The organism is Paenibacillus sp. FSL P2-0322, from assembly GCF_037975315.1.
Taxonomy (GTDB): domain Bacteria; phylum Bacillota; class Bacilli; order Paenibacillales; family Paenibacillaceae; genus Paenibacillus; species Paenibacillus polymyxa_B.
In genome coordinates this window covers 5189579-5209174 of record NZ_CP150243.1, presented here as the reverse complement: position 1 = coordinate 5209174, position 19596 = coordinate 5189579, and the positions used below count along the sequence as shown (strand labels likewise).

The window sequence follows — 19596 nt, the reverse complement described above, 5'->3', positions numbered from 1 at the left end:
AGCCTGCTGGTTACGGAGGTGACAGATTGAAAACGTATATCGCTAAATCACTGCTTCAGGTTATCCCTGTACTGTTGATTGTCTCCCTTATTGTATTCATCCTGGTGAGGGTAACCGGGGACCCTGTGGCCCTTATGCTGCCGGAGACCGCTACAGCTGAGGATCGTGCAGTGTTAACGCAGGCGCTGGGGCTAGATCAGCCCTTATATACGCAATACATTAAATTTATTGGCAGTGCCTTACAAGGAGATTTTGGTACCTCGTTTCGCTATGGTGAATCGGCTTTGCCGTTAGTATTGGAACGGCTGCCTGCCAGTTTTGAATTGGCAGTAGCCGCCATGATTTTTGCGGTCATCATTGCTGTGCCGTTGGGCGTCATCTCAGCAGTCAAACGGAATACCTTTACCGATTTAATCATTTCCAGTTTATCCGTAGTCGGCAAGGCCATGCCTAACTTTTGGATGGGGATTATGCTCATCTTATTATTTTCCGTCATGTTAGGGATGCTTCCGGTGTCCGGCCGGGGCGGGATGGATCATTTAATACTCCCGGCCTTTACACTGGGTGTCGGCCTTTCTGCACAGATGACCCGACTCATTCGCTCCAGTATGCTGGACATTTTGAATCAGGACTATATTCGAACAGCCCGAAGTAAAGGGATTCTAGAAATCGTGGTTATCGGAAAACACGCTTTCCGTAATGGATTGATTCCGGTCGTTACGATTATGAGCTTGCAATTTACGAGCTTGATCGGAGGCACACTGATTACAGAGACGGTATTTGCATGGCCGGGTTTGGGACAGTTACTTGTCGTCGCTGTGAATACGCACGACATGGCTATCGTTCAGGCTGCTGTATTTGTGATTGCCTTTATTGTGGTGGTCAGCAATATTTTAACCGATGTCGTTTACCGACTGCTTGATCCAAGGATTAAATACAACTAGAGAGGGGAGGGGGAAGCGTGGCAGGCATTCATGATGTACAAGCCCTTGGTCCAGATCTAAACCTGGATGGCAAAAAGCAGACACAACCGTCCGGTATCGGACGCATATGGAAGCAACTGTTACGAAGTAAAACCGGAACAGTCGGCGCAGTAATCTTACTGCTCGTTAGTTTAACGGCATTATGTGCCCCTATGCTGGCCAGTCACAATCCTGCGGAAATTGACCCGCTTAACCGTCTGAAGCCGCCTATGTGGCTGGATGGTGGATTGCCGAAACATTGGCTTGGTACAGATAACCTAGGACGAGATATGTGGAGTCGTATCGTATATGGAGCGAGAGTTTCGCTTATCGTCGGTATTGGTGCAGTTCTGGTCTCAGGCACCATTGGCGCAATCCTCGGCCTCCTCGCCGGGTTTTATGGTAAATGGGTGGATGCCACCATAATGAGAGTTGCCGACGCCTTTTTGGCTATTCCGGCTATTCTGCTGATGCTGGTTGTCTTGGCCGTTGTAGGGCCTGGCATGACCACGCTCATTTTCGTCATTGGCGTTACAAATTGGGTTTCTTATACGAGAGTTGTCCGGGGCGAGGTATTGAGTATCAAGGAACGAGACTTTGTTAAAGCAGCCAAGGCGATTGGCTCTAAAAATAGTAGGATTTTGTTGAAGCACATTTTACCAAATGTCCTGTCTTCGTTTATCGTCATTTCCGGTATGAATGTAGCAACGACGATTATTATGGAAGCTTCTCTTAGTTTTCTCGGGTTAGGGATTACACCGCCAGCAGTGTCCTGGGGTGGCATGCTGAGCGATGGGAGGCAGTATATAGCCACGAGCTGGTGGGTGGCAACGTTTCCCGGTCTGGCGATTACCATCACAGTCCTGGGCGTCATTTTTCTCGGTGACTGGCTTCGCGACGTCTTAGATCCCCATATGAAAGCGAAAGAATAACAGAAAGCGGGGGATCGGAAAAGATGACCACGAGATTGCTTGAAGTGAATCATTTGAAAACCTACTTTAAAACGGAGGATGGCATCGTTCCTTCGGTCAACGGTGTCAGCTTCACTGTGAATCCAGGCGAAACAGTAGCTATTGTTGGAGAATCCGGTTCCGGTAAAAGTGTAACCTCCTTGTCTATTATGGGTTTAGTGGCAGCACCAGGTAAAGTCGTGGGCGGGGAGATTCTGCTTGAAGGACGAGACTTGCTCCAATTGTCCAAGGGAGAAATGCGCAAATATCGGGGAAACGAGGTATCCATGATTTTTCAGGAGCCAATGAGTTCGTTGAATCCTGTATTTACGATTGGCAACCAAATCAGTGAGGTCATCCGGCAGCATCAGAAGCTGAGCAAACCCGAAGCACGGCAGAAAAGTATAGAGATGCTGGAAAGGGTAGGTATACCTGGCGCGTCGAAAGTGGTAGGTTATTTCCCACATCAGTTGTCGGGAGGAATGCGTCAGCGGGTGATGATCGCAATGGCCTTGGCCTGCCAGCCAAAACTGCTCATCGCTGATGAGCCGACGACGGCCCTGGATGTAACGATACAGGCTCAAATTTTGAATTTAATCCACAAGCTGAGCAAGGAAGAGAATACAGGCATCATTCTTATTACCCACGATTTAGGTGTCGTCGCGGAAATGGCTGACCGGGTAGTCGTGATGTATGCCGGGGAAGTAGTCGAGGAAGCGGACGTATTTGAATTGTTCGAAAAGCCGGGCCATCCCTATACGATCGGACTGCTAGGATCACTCCCTAAGCTTACGGAACAGAGGGAATGGCTGGATTCCATTCCCGGTACCGTTCCTAATATGATGCAGATGCCGAGTGGTTGTCCATTTCATCCCCGCTGTCCTTATGCCCAGGAACAGTGCACAAGGATTCATCCTGAAATACAGGCCAAGAATCCAGGACACTATGTCAGATGTTTACGGATGGAGGAGGTGTCAGTATGAACGAGACAGCACAGAAAACACCGCTTCTCGAAGTGAATGGGCTTAAGAAATATTTTCCGATGAACAAGGGCTGGTTTTCCAGAAAGAGCGGTTATGTACGGGCGGTTGATGATTTGAGCTTTAAGGTGATGCCAGGAGAAACCTTAGGTATTGTAGGGGAATCAGGGTGTGGCAAATCAACAACAGGACAAATGATTACACAACTATTAGAACCCACGGCAGGCGAAATTCGTTTTCAAGGGCAAAGCCTGTCTGATTTAACAGACGAAGAAGTCCGTAAAGTCAGACGAGATTTACAATTTGTATTTCAAGACCCGTATTCCTCTTTAAATCCAAGAATGAAGGTTTTTGATATCGTCGCGGAACCGCTGCAGGTACACGGGATTGCTAGAGGCAAGGAGCTTAAAGCTGAAGTTTTTCGACTGTTGGAAACGGTAGGGTTAGGCGCGCATTTAGCGGATCGGCATCCCCATGAATTCAGTGGCGGGCAGCGTCAACGGATTGGCATAGCGAGAGCACTGGCTATGAAACCGAAGCTCATTGTTTGTGATGAACCTGTATCCGCGCTGGATGTGTCAATTCAGGCTCAGATTTTGAATTTGTTAAAGGAGCTTCAGCAGCAGTTCCAGCTTACCTACATTTTTATTGCCCACGGGTTGCCCTCCGTCAAGCATATTAGCGACCGCATCGCGGTGATGTACTTGGGCAAAATCGTGGAGCTTGCAGATCGTGACGAGTTGTTTGCAAGACCGCAACATCCGTATACAAAAGCATTGCTTGAGGCAGTGCCTGTTCCTGATCCGAGGCTGCGTAAAGAACGGATCACATTGACGGGGGAAATCCCCAATCCTGCCAATCCGCCTTCGGGCTGTACTTTTCACACGCGTTGCCCCTATGCACAAGAGATATGCCGACTACAGAGTCCATTGCTCGAAGAGCATACTCCAGGACATATTGCTGCCTGTCATTTTCCCCTGCATGAGCAGGTGGCTCACGAATAGATGAACTTTTGGAAGTAGGCGTTAACCAAAAAAAGGAGGCTACTCATGAATAAACGATCAATTGTACCGGAGGATTTGTACGGATATCAGTGGATCAGTGATCCCACAATAAGCCCCGATGGAACGATTGCCTACGTCAATAAAAGCATAGATCGCCCAAAGAATGACTACCAAACACCATCCGTGTCGCATCCCTTCTTGGGAACGACGATCAGCCGTTGACCGGTGGCCACAAGGATTCGGCTCCAGCTTGGTCACCCGATGGATTACAGCTAGCTTTTTTACGTCTGGCGAATGGAAGCAAACAGCTATGGACGGTTCCGGCTGAAGGTGGAGAGGGACAGCAGCAGACGGAGGTGAAGCGGGGAGTGGGTGCATTCGTCTGGTCACCGGACGGAAAGTATATTGTATTCACAAGTATGGTGAGTATACACGCTGAGCGGGAAGCCATGGGGCTTGAGGAATATAGCAAGCAATCCGGTGAGCGGGGACGTATCGTGGATCGCACCACTCCCAAAGCTGAAGGATCGGGCTGGTGGAATGGTCTATTTAGTCATTTATATGTATTGGAGCTTGAAAACGGCCGGATCACGCCAATAACGTCGGGACCTTGGAATGCATCTTACCCTGTATGGTCCACGGACAGCAAGCAGATTTCCTTCTTGTCCAAACGTGTAGACGACGACATGAAGGATGCAGACATGCTTTCGTTTTCGGATGTGTATACGATCGATTGCGACGGCGGTAATCTGGTGAAAGTTACGGATTCCAGCTTGGCGATTAGCCAATTTTCGTATGCCCCAGACGGAAAATCATTGACTCTGATCGCTAGTGATCGCATTTATGGAAGTGGTAGCCAGAATCGACTATACACCGTGCCTGTTACGGGGGGAGCCCCGGAACTATTGGTTCCTGAATTAGACATGCAAATCGGCAACTTCGCCTTAAGCGATATGAAATCATTTGGTCTGTCTCCATCTCCGTTATATGCTCCTGCACGATTGAAGCCAGAAATGTATGTGCTCGGGACGTTGCAGGGTGCTGTTCATATATACCGCATCACAATGGACGGGGATGTTCAAGCGGTGACTGGCGGAAGTGATAGAGATATCTATCAGTACACGCTATCTGCTGACGGCCGCTATTTGGTTTTTGCTGCACTTGATGTGGACCGGCCAGGCGAGCTGTATCAAATGAATCTGGAGACAGGGGAAGAGAAGCGACTTACGCACCATAACGACGATCATATGGCTTCCTTGCAAGTGAGTTCACCAGAGACGTTTTGGTTTGAGGCTTCGGATGGCTTCAAGGTACAAGGATGGATTTTCAAACCGGCCGGAATGGTACCGGGGGATCAGGTTCCTTTGATCTTACAAATTCACGGCGGACCCCATGCGATGTATACCGGCACGTATAGCCATGAAATGCAGACGCTCCTTGCGCAGGGATATGCCGTGCTCATGACCAATCCGCGCGGTAGCTTTGGTTATGGTCAGGATTTTACTCAGGCCTGCCGGGGGGACTTTGGGGGAGGAGATTATCGTGATCTGCTGGACGCCTTGGACTTTGCGCTGAACCAGTTTGATTGTATAGATGAAACCAGGCTCGGGGTGGCTGGCGGCAGTTATGGCGGCCTGATGACCAACTGGATCATTTCTCACACGAACCGATTTCGAGCTGCCGTTACGCAACGCTGCATCTCCAACTGGCTCTCCTTCTATGGCTTGAGCGATATTGGTATTTCCTACACAGAGGGAATCGTTGGGGCTAACCCGTGGGAAGATCCTGAGCTACTCTGGTTCAAATCCCCATTGGCACATGTAAATAGCATTGAAACTCCGTTGCTGATTTTACACGGCGAGGAAGACCTGCGCTGCCCTGTTAGCCAAGGGGATGAGTTGTTTACGGCTCTTAAGCGGTTGGGTAAAATAACACGCCTCATTCGATATCCCGGGTCCAATCATTCATTGCTAAAGAGCGGTAAACCGTCCCTTCGTGTGGATAACTTTGAACAAGTGGTGGCTTGGTTCAATTCCTACTTGAGTAAAGGAGTATACTCCAATGAGTAAAGTGAAATTGTCCATCCCAGTGGCCTTTCTGATCGAGAACTTATGTACGAGTGGTGAACCAAAAGACGTCATCATTGAATGTATCAAAAAACAGGATTTCACTCCTTTGCTCGACAAGGTTAAAGAAAAAACAATGGATTTCAAAGAACGTTGTCAAACGGCAGAAGACATAGGAGACGAGTGGGAAGAAGCGATCCTTAGTGGTTATGAATTTAAGTTTTTACACATCAATGGATTGAAAAGGCTGCTTTATTTTCGTTTTGATCGAGCCCTAGATCGCGATTATGAGCAAGATGGGATCACGTTGAAAAATCTGTATCTTGATCCTCTCGAAATCGATACTTTGCAAGGGCTTATCGGCAGACAGTGGCAGGTGATTGCTGAAGACAATGAAGCTGCAGGTAACGTGCAGAGGAGAGTTAGCATTAAGCTTTTATACCGAAATGAAGATGATTCTTAAAAAGCAAATAGTATTTAATGCCCAAACGTACAAATGATATTGCCCATGTGTACGTTTTTTTCTGTTTGTTTTTTTGTAAAATAATATATAAATGATTTCTGTCCAAACTAAATGGATCAGGCCCTCATAGCGGCATGGTCTTTAATAAGTTGAAAAGCCGAATTCAGAATTGTAGGAGGGAATTATGAACGATGAATTCAATGTACAGGTCCAGAATGTAGATACGGAAATAAGTGAAAGTGAAGGTGAATTTGAAAAGAAAGATATTTCAAAAGTATTAACTATAATATGGATTTTTATAATTTATAGTGAGTCTGTCATTCTTCAACATTTGTCTAGTGGACTAAATCTTCTGCAAAGTGTCTTATTTACTGTAATTGTCATATTACACATCCTCTTGTACTTGCATGCTCAAAGAGTTGCAAAATATTTTTCATGGGCTTATTTTGTTGTACAAGGAGGATTGATCTTTTCAAGTGCCTTACTTTTACCTGAAAGTTTCTCCATTGTACTGGTTGGGTTAATGCCAATTTTGGTGGGGCAGAGTATAGGTATTTATTATAAGCCGCTTAAGGTCATTCTTGTATTTTTGATCTCCTATGTACTTTTTTGTGTGGCTGTGGTCTGGCATAATGATGGCAAGCAGTTTGTATTGTTCATCCCGCTATTTTTTCTAATTGCAGTTGTTATAGTAGCTTATGCCATTCTTTTTCTCAAACAAGTCCAAGCACGAATCCACACGCAAAATGTTCTTAAGGAACTTGAAATCGCACATCAAAAGGTCGAAGAACTTACAATTGCTAACGAACGACAACGTATGGCCCGTGATCTTCATGATACGCTGGCACAGGGGCTTGCTGGGCTAATCATGCAACTTGAAGCCATTGATGCCCATCTGACAAAAGGAAGTACGCAAAGAGCTCAGGAGATCGTTCAACAATCGATGTCACAAGTGCGAAGAACATTGTCTGATTCAAGGCGAGCTATAGACAATCTGCGTTCGAAAACCATCTCGGAAGTTGATTTTGCAGAAGCAGTGGAGGAAGAAATACAGCGATTTACAATGGCTACGAGCATTCGTGTAATACGCAACATCAAAATTAAAGCTTCGGTTCCCAGACTGGTGTTCGAACATGGATTGTTTATTATAAGCGAGTGTTTAACCAACGTAGCGAAGCATTCACATGCTAATACCGTATGGATTAATATTTTAGATAACGAAGGCAAGATTGAAATCGAGATTCGCGATGATGGAAAAGGATTTGATACGGATATTATTGCCAAGCAAACAGGGCATTACGGAATAATAGGTATACATGAACGTGTACGGATACTGGGTGGAAAAATCAATATTAGCAGTATATTTCAAGAAGGTACAGCTATAAAAATAGAGGCGCCTCTTACTAAAGGAGACCTATCATGAAATACAAGATTTTAATTGTCGACGATCATTGGGTAGTTAGAGAAGGATTAAAGCTGGTGCTGGAGACCAATGACAGTTATGAGGTTATTGGTGAAGCCGGAGAAGGTGTAACGGCTCTTAAATTGATTGAAGAACTTCAGCCGCATGTCATATTGTTGGATTTATATATGCCACAAATGAGTGGTTTGGAAACCATGAAAGCCCTCAGAGAAAAACAAAATGAAACACCAGTCATTATCCTGACGACCTATAACGAAGATGATTTAATGATTAAAGGACTCTCTTTGGGAGCAAAAGGATATTTATTAAAAGATACCAGTCGAGAAAATTTATTTCGCACTATTGAGTCTGCGCTAAGGGGGGAAACGCTGCTTCAGCCAGAAATAACAGCAAGGGTATTCGCTGCCACGAATAAGAGAGAAGCTGAGATAGAGTCACACGAAAGAAACTTAGTTCTGACTGATAAGGAAAAGCACATATTAAAGTCTGTTGCACATGGTTATAAAAGTAAGGAAATTGCGTTTGATATGGGAATTTCCGAGCGTACCGTAAAGGCACATTTAACGAATATTTATAACAAGCTTGGTGTTGATTCCAGATCCGAAGCTGTTGCTGTTTCGTTGGAACGTGGTATTTTACAGCTTTAGAAATAATAACTGAAAATATGTTATTTATTTGCCCAGTCGTACATAAGGTGCTTGCCCCTTTGTACGATTTTTTTGTTTGTTCATTGTTATAACATGAAAAAAGAATGAAAAAGTTTACTTGACCCACGGGTTGCTGATAGCACCTTTAGAAGAGAGAATCAGAGAGGATGACATTAGTTGAAGAGAAAAGGAATCAGAATAATGATTGCAGGGGTTGCATTAGCTATAGTAGCTTCTGGTTGCTCCAGTGCAACGGAGAACTCTGTAACACAAGCCAGTCACCCGGTAAAAGTGGAGAAACTTGCAATGAAACCTTTGGCCAATGATTTTAATTTGGCGGGGACATTGCAGGCAAGTAATGAGGCCAATGTTTCCTTTGAAGCGGATGGACGTATATTGAACACCATGGTCGAGGTTGGAGATTCAGTAGAAAAAGGGAGTGTCCTTGCGAAGTTAGATACATCTGCTTATCAGTTACAGCTGGATCGGGCAAAGGCAACCATGGAAAAGGCAAAGGCTGGTGTTAGCCAAGCGGAGGCTTCTGTTCAATCGGCACAGGCGGGCATTCATAGTTCACAATCCCAGGTCAATGCGGCCCAATCCAAATTACAGGAATTGAACAATGGCGCCAAAAAGCAGGAGATTGCACAGTCTCAAAATGCGGTTACTGTAGCAACTAATAATTACAACAAGAAGAAAGCGGATGCCGCACGGTCCCAAAGTCTATTCCAGGCAGGTGCAGTATCCTTAACGGAAAATGAGAATGCACAGCTGGAATTAACGAACGCACAAGAAAGTTTAAGTGATGCGCAAGAGAAATTGTCTCTTTTGCTTGCAGGGGCATCCCAAGAACAACGTGCACAAGCTTCGGCTGGGGTAGATCAGGCCAGAGCAGGGCTGGAGTCAGCTAGGGCTACTAGGCAACAAGGGATAGCCAGCAAAGCCCAGGCGCAGGCTACCTATGAGGATGCATTGGCTGCTTATGAACAGTCATCCTTGTCACTGAAAAAAGCTACTTTAACCTCCCCGATCACAGGTGTTGTGATTGAAAAAAAGATATCTGATGGTCAATTGGGCTCCAGCGGGAGTGAGGCATTTGTTGTCGGAAATATCAAGACTTTAAAAGTACTTCTCCCCGTACCGGACAGTGAAATCTTATCGTGGAAGAAAAACCAAAAAGTAAATATATCTCTCTATGATGAAATCAGAACAGGGACTGTTACCCAGATCTATCCATCGACTAATTCCAAAACGGGAAGCATCAATGTGGAAGTTAGCATTCCCAATCCTGAACTGAATTGGAAGCCTGGTCAAGTCATTAGTGCTTCTAAAAGCATGAATCAAAACGAAGCGCTTTTAGTACCCGTAGAGGCTGTAATTAGTACGGAAAATGACCCGTATGTCTTTAAAGTTGTGAATGGAAAGGCCGTAAAAGCCGCGATTAAACTGGGGAAAGTGACTAATAATCTACTCGAAGTGGTCTCTGGGCTACAGGCAGGCGATCAAATCGTTACGCAAGGAGCAGGAACCTTATTTAATGGTGATTTAATTGGGAATGATGTACTTGGGAAATCGGAGGAGTCGTCCGAATGATTAAATATATCGTTAAAAAGCAGAAAATCACACTTATTTTCTTTGGCATGTGTATTTTGCTAGGGATTTACAATTTTGCATCGTTACCTAAACAGGAGATGCCCGACGTTATTCCTATGTCAGCCAGTGTCACAACTGTGTATCCAGGGGCCTCACCTGAAAGAATCGAACAAACCATTACGAAGATATTGGAACAGAAAATTAAAGAAGTGGAGGGTGTCAAAACTATTTCTTCCACTTCATCTAAGGGCCAATCTAGTATAAGTATAGAAGCTTTGGATGAGGCAAATCCGACAAAAGTGTGGGCCGATCTTCGTACAAAGGTACAGGATGCGCAGTCTGAACTTCCGGACGATGCGATGCAGCCCATTATCAATGATAGTATGGCAGGCTCCTTCATCGGGTCATACGCAATCACTTCTGATAAAGTTGAAAATTTATATGCGTTAAATGAATTGATGAATAAATGGAAAGATCAATTAAAAACGGTCTCAGGAATTTCAAAAGTTAATATTCAAGGAATTCCAGAACAAGAAGTACGGATAAGCCTGAACACTCAAAAAATGCAGCAATATGACATCTCCTGGGAACAGGTCGTTCAAGCCATTAAAAATGAAAACGATAGAGTGCCTACAGGAAGTCTGGATTTCAATCAGCGTACGTATCAGTTGACAGTAGATGCTTCAACTGATCCCAATGTTTTAAATAATGTTCAGATTTCAAGCAACGAAGAAGGGTTCCCTATATCCTTGAAGGATATAGGTTCAGCCTCGCTTGTTTTAAAAAAAACGGGGAGTTATACGTATGTGAATACCAAGCCTGCTATTTCAATCAGTTTGAGTGGAGATAAAGGCACAGACGTACCAACGGTATCCAAAGCGGCAACAGCCAAAATCAACGAACTTGCGAGTAGTTTACCTAAGGATGTACATTTTGAACTACTTTTCGCTCAAAATGACCGTGTAAGTGAAATATTTGGTAATCTCTCCAAAGAGATGATGATTGCTATTGCATCGGTTATTGTGATTTGTACATTAGGTTTGAACTTGCTGACCTCTGCATTTGTGGCCTTGGCTATCCCTGTTTCTATTGCCATCGGTTTTATTGTCTTGCCGATGACAGGAACGACGCTGAATCAAATTTCAGTCATCGGATTAATCATCGTACTGGGGATACTGGTTGATGATGCCGTTGTGGTAAACGACAACATTGAACGCCGACGCTCTGAATTTGGGGAAGATGCTACGGAGGCGGCAATTAAAGGAACGAAAGAAGTATCCTTATCGATCATTACAGCCACGCTGGCTACGGTTGCAGCATTTGCCCCGCTTTTATTTCTACCGGGCAATATGGGAGACTTTATTAAACCGATCCCTACCGTTATTTCGTTAACGATGCTGGCCTCCATGATTATGTCGCTTACGATCATTCCTATTTTCCGTCAATGGTACGATAACCGTCATAAAGGTAAAGAACGTAGCAAACCGACCAAGCCTCCAGGGCTTCTTGGCAATCAAATTCAGTCCCTCTCTAATGTATACGCTAAAAACTGGATGCCGAGAATACTGCGTCGACCACTTTTCACTGCGCTTATTGGTCTTATGATTGGTACGGCAGCTTATGGACTGCTTGCTATTGTGCCCATTCAATTATTTCCTGAATCGGACCAACCGGATGCCACAATCAACGTAACGATGCCAGAAGGAACGTCGTTGCAGGCAACCAATCAGGTTATAACCGAGATTGAGAACTGGGTTAAAAAGCAGCCAGAAACCGAACATTTGGCAGCAACGGCAGGTGGTGGAGCACCTCAAATGTACAGCGATATAGTAGCTGGTAGTGGCTCCGTGGGAGCGGTACACGGACAACTTACTGTTGTTGGTAAAGAGGGAGTCTTTGATATCAAAAAAACAGTGGACAGCTGGACAAGTACGCTGCAAGCCAAATATCCAGCAGCATTAATAAGTATACGTGTTCCTCAATTAGGCATCCCAGTCGGTAGTGCAGTATCTGTCCGTATTAAAGGAGAAGACCTTGGAAAGTTGCAAACGATGACCACAAAAATAAAAGAAATTGTTGCGGGAACTTCTGGAGCTGTAGATGTGACCGATAATATGGGGATGCAAAGCTATAATTTGAATTTTCAAGTCAACCAGCAGGCCTTGGATAAATATCAGGTCAACTATTCCAACTTAACCCGCACTTTGTTGCTAATGGGTGACGGAGTGAAGGTCACGGATTTTGACACGGGTAAGGAACTGCTGGATATCAATATGTACATGGATAAACCTAACCATGATCCTGAGGTGTTATTCCAACAGCTAAGTGTCACTAATGCGGGAGGAGAGCAGATCCCGTTATCCCAGTTAGCAACGATGAAACCGGACTTTTCCATTCAGCAAATCCACCGCTATGATTTGGAACGGACGGTAACGATCTCCGCCAATGCAAAAGGGCGTACGGCTACGGAGCTCACCCAGGACATCCGTAGCAAGCTTACAAGTACACATTTCGATTCGGGGTACACTTGGGAAATGGACGGGGAAACATCTACGCAGACCGATTTGTTTAAGGATTTAGGCAAATTAGCCGTTATCGTTGTTTTTCTCATTCTGCTCTTGATCACCATGCAGTTTTACTCGGTTTCCACACCGATCATTATAATGACGACTGTGTACCTGGCAGCAGCAGGAGGAGTGCTTGGTAGCTTTATTACAGGTATGCCAATTGGTTTTATGAGTATTATGGGTATCATTTCACTTGCCGGTATCGTCGTGCGCAATGGTATTGTATTGATCGAGTTTATTGAAGATGCGCGGCGTGAAGGCGCAGAATTAACAGAAGCCATCTTAATGGCATGCTCTGCCCGTTTCCGTCCGATCTTGCTCACCTCGCTAACTGCGATCGTCGGAATGATACCGATTGCTACGATGGGAGAAATTCTATTCAAGCCATTGGCAGCGACCATTATATTCGGACTGATTTTTTCAACCATTTTAACGTTGTTTGTAGTTCCGACTCTTTATATGGTCGTAGCTCATCTGAAGCTGAAACGGAAGCATAAGAAGGAAAAGGCTATAAATAGCGATAGCTCAATGACCTTGTAAGTAAATATAGAAAAGAATATACTTCATTATTTCCTTATTATTATGAAATCGTACATTAGACGAGTGTCTTAATGTACGATTTTTCTTTTGTGATTATTATTTCATTGACATAGTCCACAAAAATCATTACTATAATTGTTGCAAAAGTCCACTAAATTGGGGGAGTTATGATCAATATAGATGCTAATATCATAGCGGATATGAGGCGTTTTAATCGGTTCTATACGAATATACTGGGGGTTTTAGATAGACATGTGCTGGATAGCGGATATTCCTTTACCGAGGCCCGTGTCATTATAGAGATCGGGTTGATCGAGCCATGTATTGCGAATACTCTTGTCGAATCTCTTAAAATTGATCGCAGCTATATGAGTAGGATCATTGCTAAATTTTGCAAAGAGGGCTTTCTTGTTAAGGAAAATTCAACGTTGGATAATAGAACAAATCTGATTCGTTTGACTCCTAAAGGAAAGGAGTTCTATAACCAACTGAATGAAAGGTCTGATGAACAAATTCTAAAATTAGTTCAAGGACTTTCAGAAGAAGAGATAAAGGAATTACATGCTTCTATGTTGTTAATTCAGAAGAAATTGGATAATTTGGAGAGGATACAGAATGATACGATTTGAATGCGACTATACCGAAGGTGCCCATGAGCGCATATTAAAGCGACTACTGGAGACTAATGATGAACAAACTCCAGGTTATGGTGTGGACGATCATTGTGAAAAAGCCAGAGCATATATTAAAGAAGCATGTGACTCCCCAAATGCGGATGTACACTTTTTGGTTGGAGGTACACAGACCAATACCACCGTCATTTCTTCTATTCTGCGTCCACATCAAGGCGTCGTTGCGGCAGTTTCTGGACATGTTGCTGTTCATGAAACCGGAGCGATTGAAGCTACTGGACATAAAATACTTACTTTGCCAAGCGGGGATGGGAAGATCCGGGCCGAGCAGGTACAAGATTTGTATGACGCTCACTGGAATGATGCCGCTCCTGAGCATAGTGTACAGCCCGGTATGGTTTATATTTCCCAACCTACTGAAAATGGAACGATCTATAGTAAATCAGAGCTGGAGGCATTAAGTAGAGTCTGTCGAGAGTGTGGTTTACCACTGTTTATAGATGGAGCCCGATTAGGTTATGGCTTGGTGGCCGAAGATAGCGATGTATCTTTAGCAGATATAGCGAAGCTATGCGATGTATTTTATATTGGTGGGACCAAAATTGGAGCCTTGATGGGAGAAGCAGTAGTCATTCTAAATGGTACATTGAAAAAAGATTTTCGATATATGATCAAGCAAAAAGGAGGGCTGCTGGCTAAGGGAAGAATGTTGGGCATTCAATTCGAAACTTTGTTTGAAGACGGTTTATACGTTGAAATTTCCAAACACGCTATAGATATGGCCATGCTGCTTCAAAACGGATTATCTGAGCAAGGGTTTTCTTTTCAATACCGTTCTACAACCAATCAGCAGTTTCCGATTTTACCAGATCGTATACTAAAGGCATTGAGTGAAAAATATACTTACTCCTTTTGGGAAAAGGTTGATGATGCACATAGTGCTGTTCGATTCTGTACCAGTTGGGCAACGAAGAAAGAAAATGTTGAATTGCTAATTCAGGATATTAAAGCATTGCGATAAAGGTCATAGAAAGAGTAATTTATAATTTTAAAGATGTAGAATGACTATGTAATAGCCATACTTCGTTGCATGCATTGCAGCGAAGTATGGTTTTTTTTGTGCATTTTACTTATTCCAAAGTGGCTTGTCTTTAGTTCCATGAAAGAGCAAGTGGATATAAAAATGGAAAAACAAGACAAGAGCGGAGGTATAAAATCGGCGTCTAATTCTTTACACTGAATATCTACCGAACCTGCTTGCGGTACTGAAGAGGGGAGAGCCCAGTTATTTTTTTGAAGATTTTATTAAAGTGGGAAGCATGACCGAACCCGACATCCTCTGCAATATGCTGGATTTTGTCCTTGGTGGTTCGAAGTCTGGTTTGGGCCGCCCTGACCCTCACTACGCGGATGTATTCGCTGAAATGAAAACCAGTCAACTTTAGAAAGATACGGCTTAGGTACGCTGGACTAATGAAAAAGCAGGCGGCCACTTGTTCGAGAGTTAACGGTTCATTGTAATGATCCTGAATAAAAGAAGAGATTTCCGTGATTTTCTGATGCATGGGATGAGAGGAAACAGGTTCACTACGCTCGATCGCTTCCGATCGGTGCACCAGGATCAGCATTTCCAGCAGTAGATGCTGTACGCAACGGTCATGCAGAGGCTGCTTATTCCTGCATTCGGTATTCATCTGTAGGAATAAACGTTCAACTTCCACTTGCTCTCTCGCAGGTAAGCGAAGCAACGCGGATTGCTGATACGGCGGCAGGTCAAGAATGTCATGATCCTGCTGTGGGAGAAACGTCGGAGAAAAATGAATCAAGATGCGCTCTGTTTCCTGCAATTGCGTACTGGCGGTAGAGTGCAAGTCATGAGGAAGGATGAATATCAGATCCCCCTTGCGAGCGGTGTATACCTTGCCATTCATAAAATAGATGCGTTCGCCTCGCAGTAAGAGATACAGCTCATAGTTCTCATGGACATGAGGCCGGGGCATGACTGTGAAACCGGTACGATAGATGTGATGAATGGAAAATTGTTGTTCGCCAATGACATATTTATCTTCTTTCATTTCATTCATGTGCTTCTTCCTTTACAAATTAAGATAAGTAAGCGCATTCATATACCAACAGTATATATGACAACCTGCCAATGATAAAAGCAGAAAAGATTGATGAAAGGAGGTGAAGGCGCTTCTGAACGTCTCGAATCGTGTTTTTATAAAAATATGCGCTGATGTGGAAGAAAATCTTAGGGAGGAAACAGAATATGAGCAAGCAGCGTACATGGAAAAAGGTGCTATGTAATGTGGTTGTGGGTTCATTGTTGTTGACCTTGTGCCCACCACTAATCCAAGCGGAGACTGCGGTAGGAACAGAGAATGCAAAGGTGTCGAAAGTAGCGACGGATATTCCGGCGTTTCCGGGGGCTGAGGGTGGCGGTAAATATGTTACCGGTGGACGCGGAGGTGAAGTGTATGAGGTTACCACGCTGGCAGACTACGGCAAAGGGGAACAGATAATACCCGGATCTCTTCGCGCAGCGGTCAGCTCCGATAATCGGACGGTCGTATTCCGGGTGGGTGGAACGATTCACCTCAAGGAGCCACTTAAAATCTTGGGAAACAACCTGACGGTTGCTGGTCAGACAGCTCCTGGCGACGGTATAACTGTAAGCGATTACACAACAGGGATTGATGCAGATAACGTCATTCTCCGTTACCTGCGTTTCCGATTGACCGACCGTTACCCCAGTGAGGATGACGCGTTAGGAGCCAGATACCATAAAAACATAATGATTGATCACTGTTCCTTTAGCTGGTCGGTGGATGAGATACTGAGCCTGTATGACAACGTCAATACAACGGTACAATGGTCCATTGCGTCAGAAAGTATGCTAATGACCACTCACCAGAAAGGTCGCCACGGCTATGGCGGCATATGGGGCGGACGAAATTCCACCTATCATCATAACTTGTTGGCTCACAATGCAAGCCGTAATCCGCGTTTTCCAACCGATAAAAAACAAATCGACGCTGTGGAAATGACCAATAATGTCATTTATAACTGGGGATTTTTCTCTTCGTACGGCGGCGGTGAAGGATCGTATAATGTGCTAAATAACTATTATAAGTATGGCCCCAACACATATCAGGACGTTCGCGGTCAAATCTTTGTGGACGTGGGTAGTAAAAAATATAAAACACGCATCTTTATTGGTGGTAACTACATGTACGGCAATGACTCGGTTACGAAAGACAACTGGCAGCTTGGAACATCCATTGGGTCAATTATTGATCCTTCCACCCGTTTGGCGGAGCCGATTGAAGTTAGAGGGGAATACGACAACGGAATCTCACCAGATGCGTATGGTCCATATCAAGCGACAGATGCACAAACCGCATATACTGAGGTGCTTGCCGGCTCAGGAGCCACGCTGCCAAGAAGAGATGCGGTGGACGCCCGAATTATGAATGATGTGAAGAATGGAACGGGTGCGTTTATTAACTCTCCGCGTGAAGCAGGGTGGATTTATGACGATTATAACGTAACGACGACGGAGCTTTCTGACAGTGACCATGATGGAATGCCGGATGAATGGGAACGTGCCAATGGGCTGGACCCCAATAATGCAGATGACCGTAACGGTCAGGGGCTTGCCGGTACAGGGGCGTATGCTCATTTTGCCAAGGGTTATACGAATCTTGAGGTCTATTTAAATGATCTTATTGAGAAGCTAGCGAATGGAAATGAGGTGGATAATCCAGAGGCCGTCGTTCAGGTGTCGGATGCAAACGGACGTTCACTAAAGCATAACGATATTTTGGAAGCAGGCCGGGATGCGACCATAACAGCAACAGCCAAGGATAAAGATGGTATTGCTCACGTTGAATTTATCATTGATGGCAAACTTGTTGGTAAAGTAGAGACCGCACCTTATCATCTCGATTGGAATCATGTAACAGACGGTACCCACAATATTATTGTACGGGTGACCGACCGCAAGGGGACTGCTGTATTTTCCAATCCTGTTACCATTCACGTCAATACGACTGCGCCATCGGGAAGTTGGCTCAGCGAAGAGATTGGCTCTGAGGGCAACGATGGTTATATAAAAGGGCATACTCAGGTCTTAAAAGAAGATGCAAGCGGTAGGAGCATACGACTGAAGTCAGCGGGAGACGTTGACGGTAAGGCAGATATTTTCCATTATGCTTATCAAAAATGGGAAGGTGACACTGAGATCACAGCCCGTGTGGAACAAATTACCCCGGTGGATGATAATGCCGAAGCGGGTGTAATGATTCGTGAATCGCTGAAGCCTGGATCAAAAATGGCTTTTATGTCTTTAGCATTTGTTAAATATGGCAAACAGGGTATTCTTATCAGTCGTGATCAAACGGATGGTAAGACGAAACGTGCGTCAATGGAGGCTTTTATTACAACGCCATATTCGGTTCGTCTTGTACGACAAGGACAAAAGGTTACCGGCTGGGTATCCGCAGATGGTGTGGCGAACTGGGAGAAGGTTGGTGAAACTGTTATAGATGTGCCGGATAATCAGCCGCTATTGATCGGGTTGGCTACCGATGCATCCAAACAACAAAACGATGTATGGAATTACAATACTTCGGAATTCAGCAATGTCACCATCCGCAACCTGACAGACTCAGGAGGAACTCATCCCACTAGTGTGGTGGTAGCAACCTATGGCCCTGCTGACTTTAGATCTCTTCAGGCAGCTATTGACGCAGTCCCTGACGACAGCAACACAAGGACAGTTATCCATCTCAAAAACGGTACGTATCGTGAAAAAATAAAGGTGAATTCCTCCAAAAAAAATCTGAGCATTATCGGAGAAGATCGCGACAAAACGATCATTTCTTTTGATGATACGGCCAAAACCGTGGTGGACGGAAAAGAATTAGGAACAAGCAACAGCTATACAATGCGTGTGCAAAGTCCCGATTTTGTGTTGGAGAATGTCACGGTTGCCAATACAGAAGGAACTGGGCAGGTGCAGGCTGTAGCGTTATATGCCGAAGGCGATCGTGGTAAGTATCACAATGTCAAAATTACCGGCCTACAGGATACGTTGCTTGTGAACCGTGGCAGACAGTATTTCAAGGACAGCTACATCAGTGGCAGTGTAGATTTTATATTTGGCAATGCACCTGCCGTGTTTGATAATTCGATCATACACAGCCTGCGTGCTGGATATGTGACAGCAGCTTCAACAGAAGAGAACAAGCCGGGCTTTGTATTTATTCAATGTCGGCTGACAACAGAAAATGGCTTGACAGGCAAGGTGGATCTCGGACGGCCATGGCGCCCTTACGCTCATGTTACTTTTTTGAAGACCTATATGGATGACCATATCAAGCCGGGCGGCTGGAACAATTGGGGCAAGGAATCCAATGAGCAGACCGCAAGATTTGGAGAGTTTGACAACTTTGGGCCAGGTGCAGAAAGTAGCGGGCGTGTACCTTGGGCCAAACAGCTTACCGCCGATGAAGCAAGCCAGTACACCGTTGAAGCTGTTCTGAGCGGGACAGACCATTGGGATTGGCGTCTTTAAATTTGATGTTCAATGGTTAAGCGGGGCAAGCGCTTCTAGCGTTCAGCCTCGCTTATTTCTATAGTTTGAGTAGAGGATACATACTTAATTTTCGGTGTTGAAAATACTTGTTTATATGGTAAATGTTTGCTATGTTAAAAGTGCATTTATTTCAAATTGTAATTTATTATTGATTTGGAGGTGTAAGG

The 19596-nt window shown here is 44.7% G+C and carries 15 protein-coding genes; 14 read left to right on the top strand and 1 reads right to left on the bottom strand.

The window, feature by feature from the left end; translation table 11 throughout:
- Nucleotides 1-26 precede the first annotated feature (26 nt).
- From MKY24_RS23155 to MKY24_RS23095, 13 genes are all read left to right on the top strand, one after another.
- Nucleotides 27-944 (top strand): ABC transporter permease, encoded by a 918-nt coding sequence (locus tag MKY24_RS23155; RefSeq protein WP_023990423.1) that lies wholly within the window; start codon nucleotides 27-29, stop codon nucleotides 942-944.
- 17 nt (nucleotides 945-961) lie between these two features.
- Nucleotides 962-1894: an ABC transporter permease gene (locus tag MKY24_RS23150; protein ID WP_023990422.1), complete on the top strand. Its 933-nt coding sequence runs from the start codon at nucleotides 962-964 to the stop codon at nucleotides 1892-1894.
- 23 nt (nucleotides 1895-1917) lie between these two features.
- On the top strand, nucleotides 1918-2895 hold the full coding sequence (locus MKY24_RS23145) for an ABC transporter ATP-binding protein (protein ID WP_023990421.1): 978 nt from the start codon (nucleotides 1918-1920) through the stop codon (nucleotides 2893-2895).
- Nucleotides 2892-3896, top strand: a complete 1005-nt coding sequence (locus MKY24_RS23140; RefSeq protein WP_053326145.1) for a dipeptide ABC transporter ATP-binding protein — start codon at nucleotides 2892-2894, stop codon at nucleotides 3894-3896. Before MKY24_RS23145 ends, MKY24_RS23140 begins: the two co-directional genes overlap by 4 nt.
- 45 nt (nucleotides 3897-3941) lie before the next feature.
- Nucleotides 3942-4118 (top strand): hypothetical protein, encoded by a 177-nt coding sequence (locus MKY24_RS23135; protein ID WP_339200961.1) that lies wholly within the window; start codon nucleotides 3942-3944, stop codon nucleotides 4116-4118.
- Nucleotides 4115-5965 (top strand): S9 family peptidase, encoded by a 1851-nt coding sequence (locus tag MKY24_RS23130; RefSeq protein WP_339200960.1) that lies wholly within the window; start codon nucleotides 4115-4117, stop codon nucleotides 5963-5965. The genes MKY24_RS23135 and MKY24_RS23130 overlap by 4 nt, the downstream gene beginning before the upstream one ends.
- Nucleotides 5958-6425, top strand: coding sequence for a hypothetical protein (locus MKY24_RS23125; RefSeq protein WP_023990419.1), 468 nt, complete (start codon nucleotides 5958-5960; stop codon nucleotides 6423-6425). The genes MKY24_RS23130 and MKY24_RS23125 overlap by 8 nt, the downstream gene beginning before the upstream one ends.
- Nucleotides 6426-6609: 184 nt before the next feature.
- Nucleotides 6610-7848: a sensor histidine kinase gene (locus MKY24_RS23120; protein WP_023990418.1), complete on the top strand. Its 1239-nt coding sequence runs from the start codon at nucleotides 6610-6612 to the stop codon at nucleotides 7846-7848.
- Nucleotides 7845-8495, top strand: coding sequence for a response regulator transcription factor (locus MKY24_RS23115; RefSeq protein ID WP_023990417.1), 651 nt, complete (start codon nucleotides 7845-7847; stop codon nucleotides 8493-8495). The genes MKY24_RS23120 and MKY24_RS23115 overlap by 4 nt, the downstream gene beginning before the upstream one ends.
- A 201-nt stretch (nucleotides 8496-8696) precedes the next feature.
- Entirely contained in the window at nucleotides 8697-10088 is a 1392-nt protein-coding gene (locus tag MKY24_RS23110) for an efflux RND transporter periplasmic adaptor subunit (protein WP_339202396.1), read from the top strand.
- A complete protein-coding gene (locus MKY24_RS23105) occupies nucleotides 10085-13195 on the top strand; it encodes an efflux RND transporter permease subunit (protein ID WP_023990415.1) in 3111 nt (1036 codons plus the stop codon). The genes MKY24_RS23110 and MKY24_RS23105 overlap by 4 nt, the downstream gene beginning before the upstream one ends.
- A 167-nt stretch (nucleotides 13196-13362) precedes the next feature.
- Nucleotides 13363-13824: a MarR family winged helix-turn-helix transcriptional regulator gene (locus MKY24_RS23100; RefSeq protein ID WP_076161044.1), complete on the top strand. Its 462-nt coding sequence runs from the start codon at nucleotides 13363-13365 to the stop codon at nucleotides 13822-13824.
- Nucleotides 13811-14848, top strand: coding sequence for a low specificity L-threonine aldolase (locus tag MKY24_RS23095; RefSeq protein WP_028541770.1), 1038 nt, complete (start codon nucleotides 13811-13813; stop codon nucleotides 14846-14848). The genes MKY24_RS23100 and MKY24_RS23095 overlap by 14 nt, the downstream gene beginning before the upstream one ends.
- 223 nt (nucleotides 14849-15071) lie before the next feature.
- Here MKY24_RS23095 and MKY24_RS23090 read toward each other — a convergent pair whose 3' ends face one another.
- The gene (locus MKY24_RS23090; RefSeq protein WP_023990412.1) at nucleotides 15072-15911 is read right to left on the bottom strand and encodes an AraC family transcriptional regulator; all 840 of its coding nucleotides are present in this window, start codon (nucleotides 15909-15911) and stop codon (nucleotides 15072-15074) included.
- 188 nt (nucleotides 15912-16099) lie between these two features.
- On the opposite strand from MKY24_RS23090, the gene MKY24_RS23085 reads away from it, so the two are divergent.
- Entirely contained in the window at nucleotides 16100-19408 is a 3309-nt protein-coding gene (locus MKY24_RS23085) for a pectinesterase family protein (RefSeq protein WP_264454501.1), read from the top strand.
- Nucleotides 19409-19596: the final 188 nt, after the last annotated feature.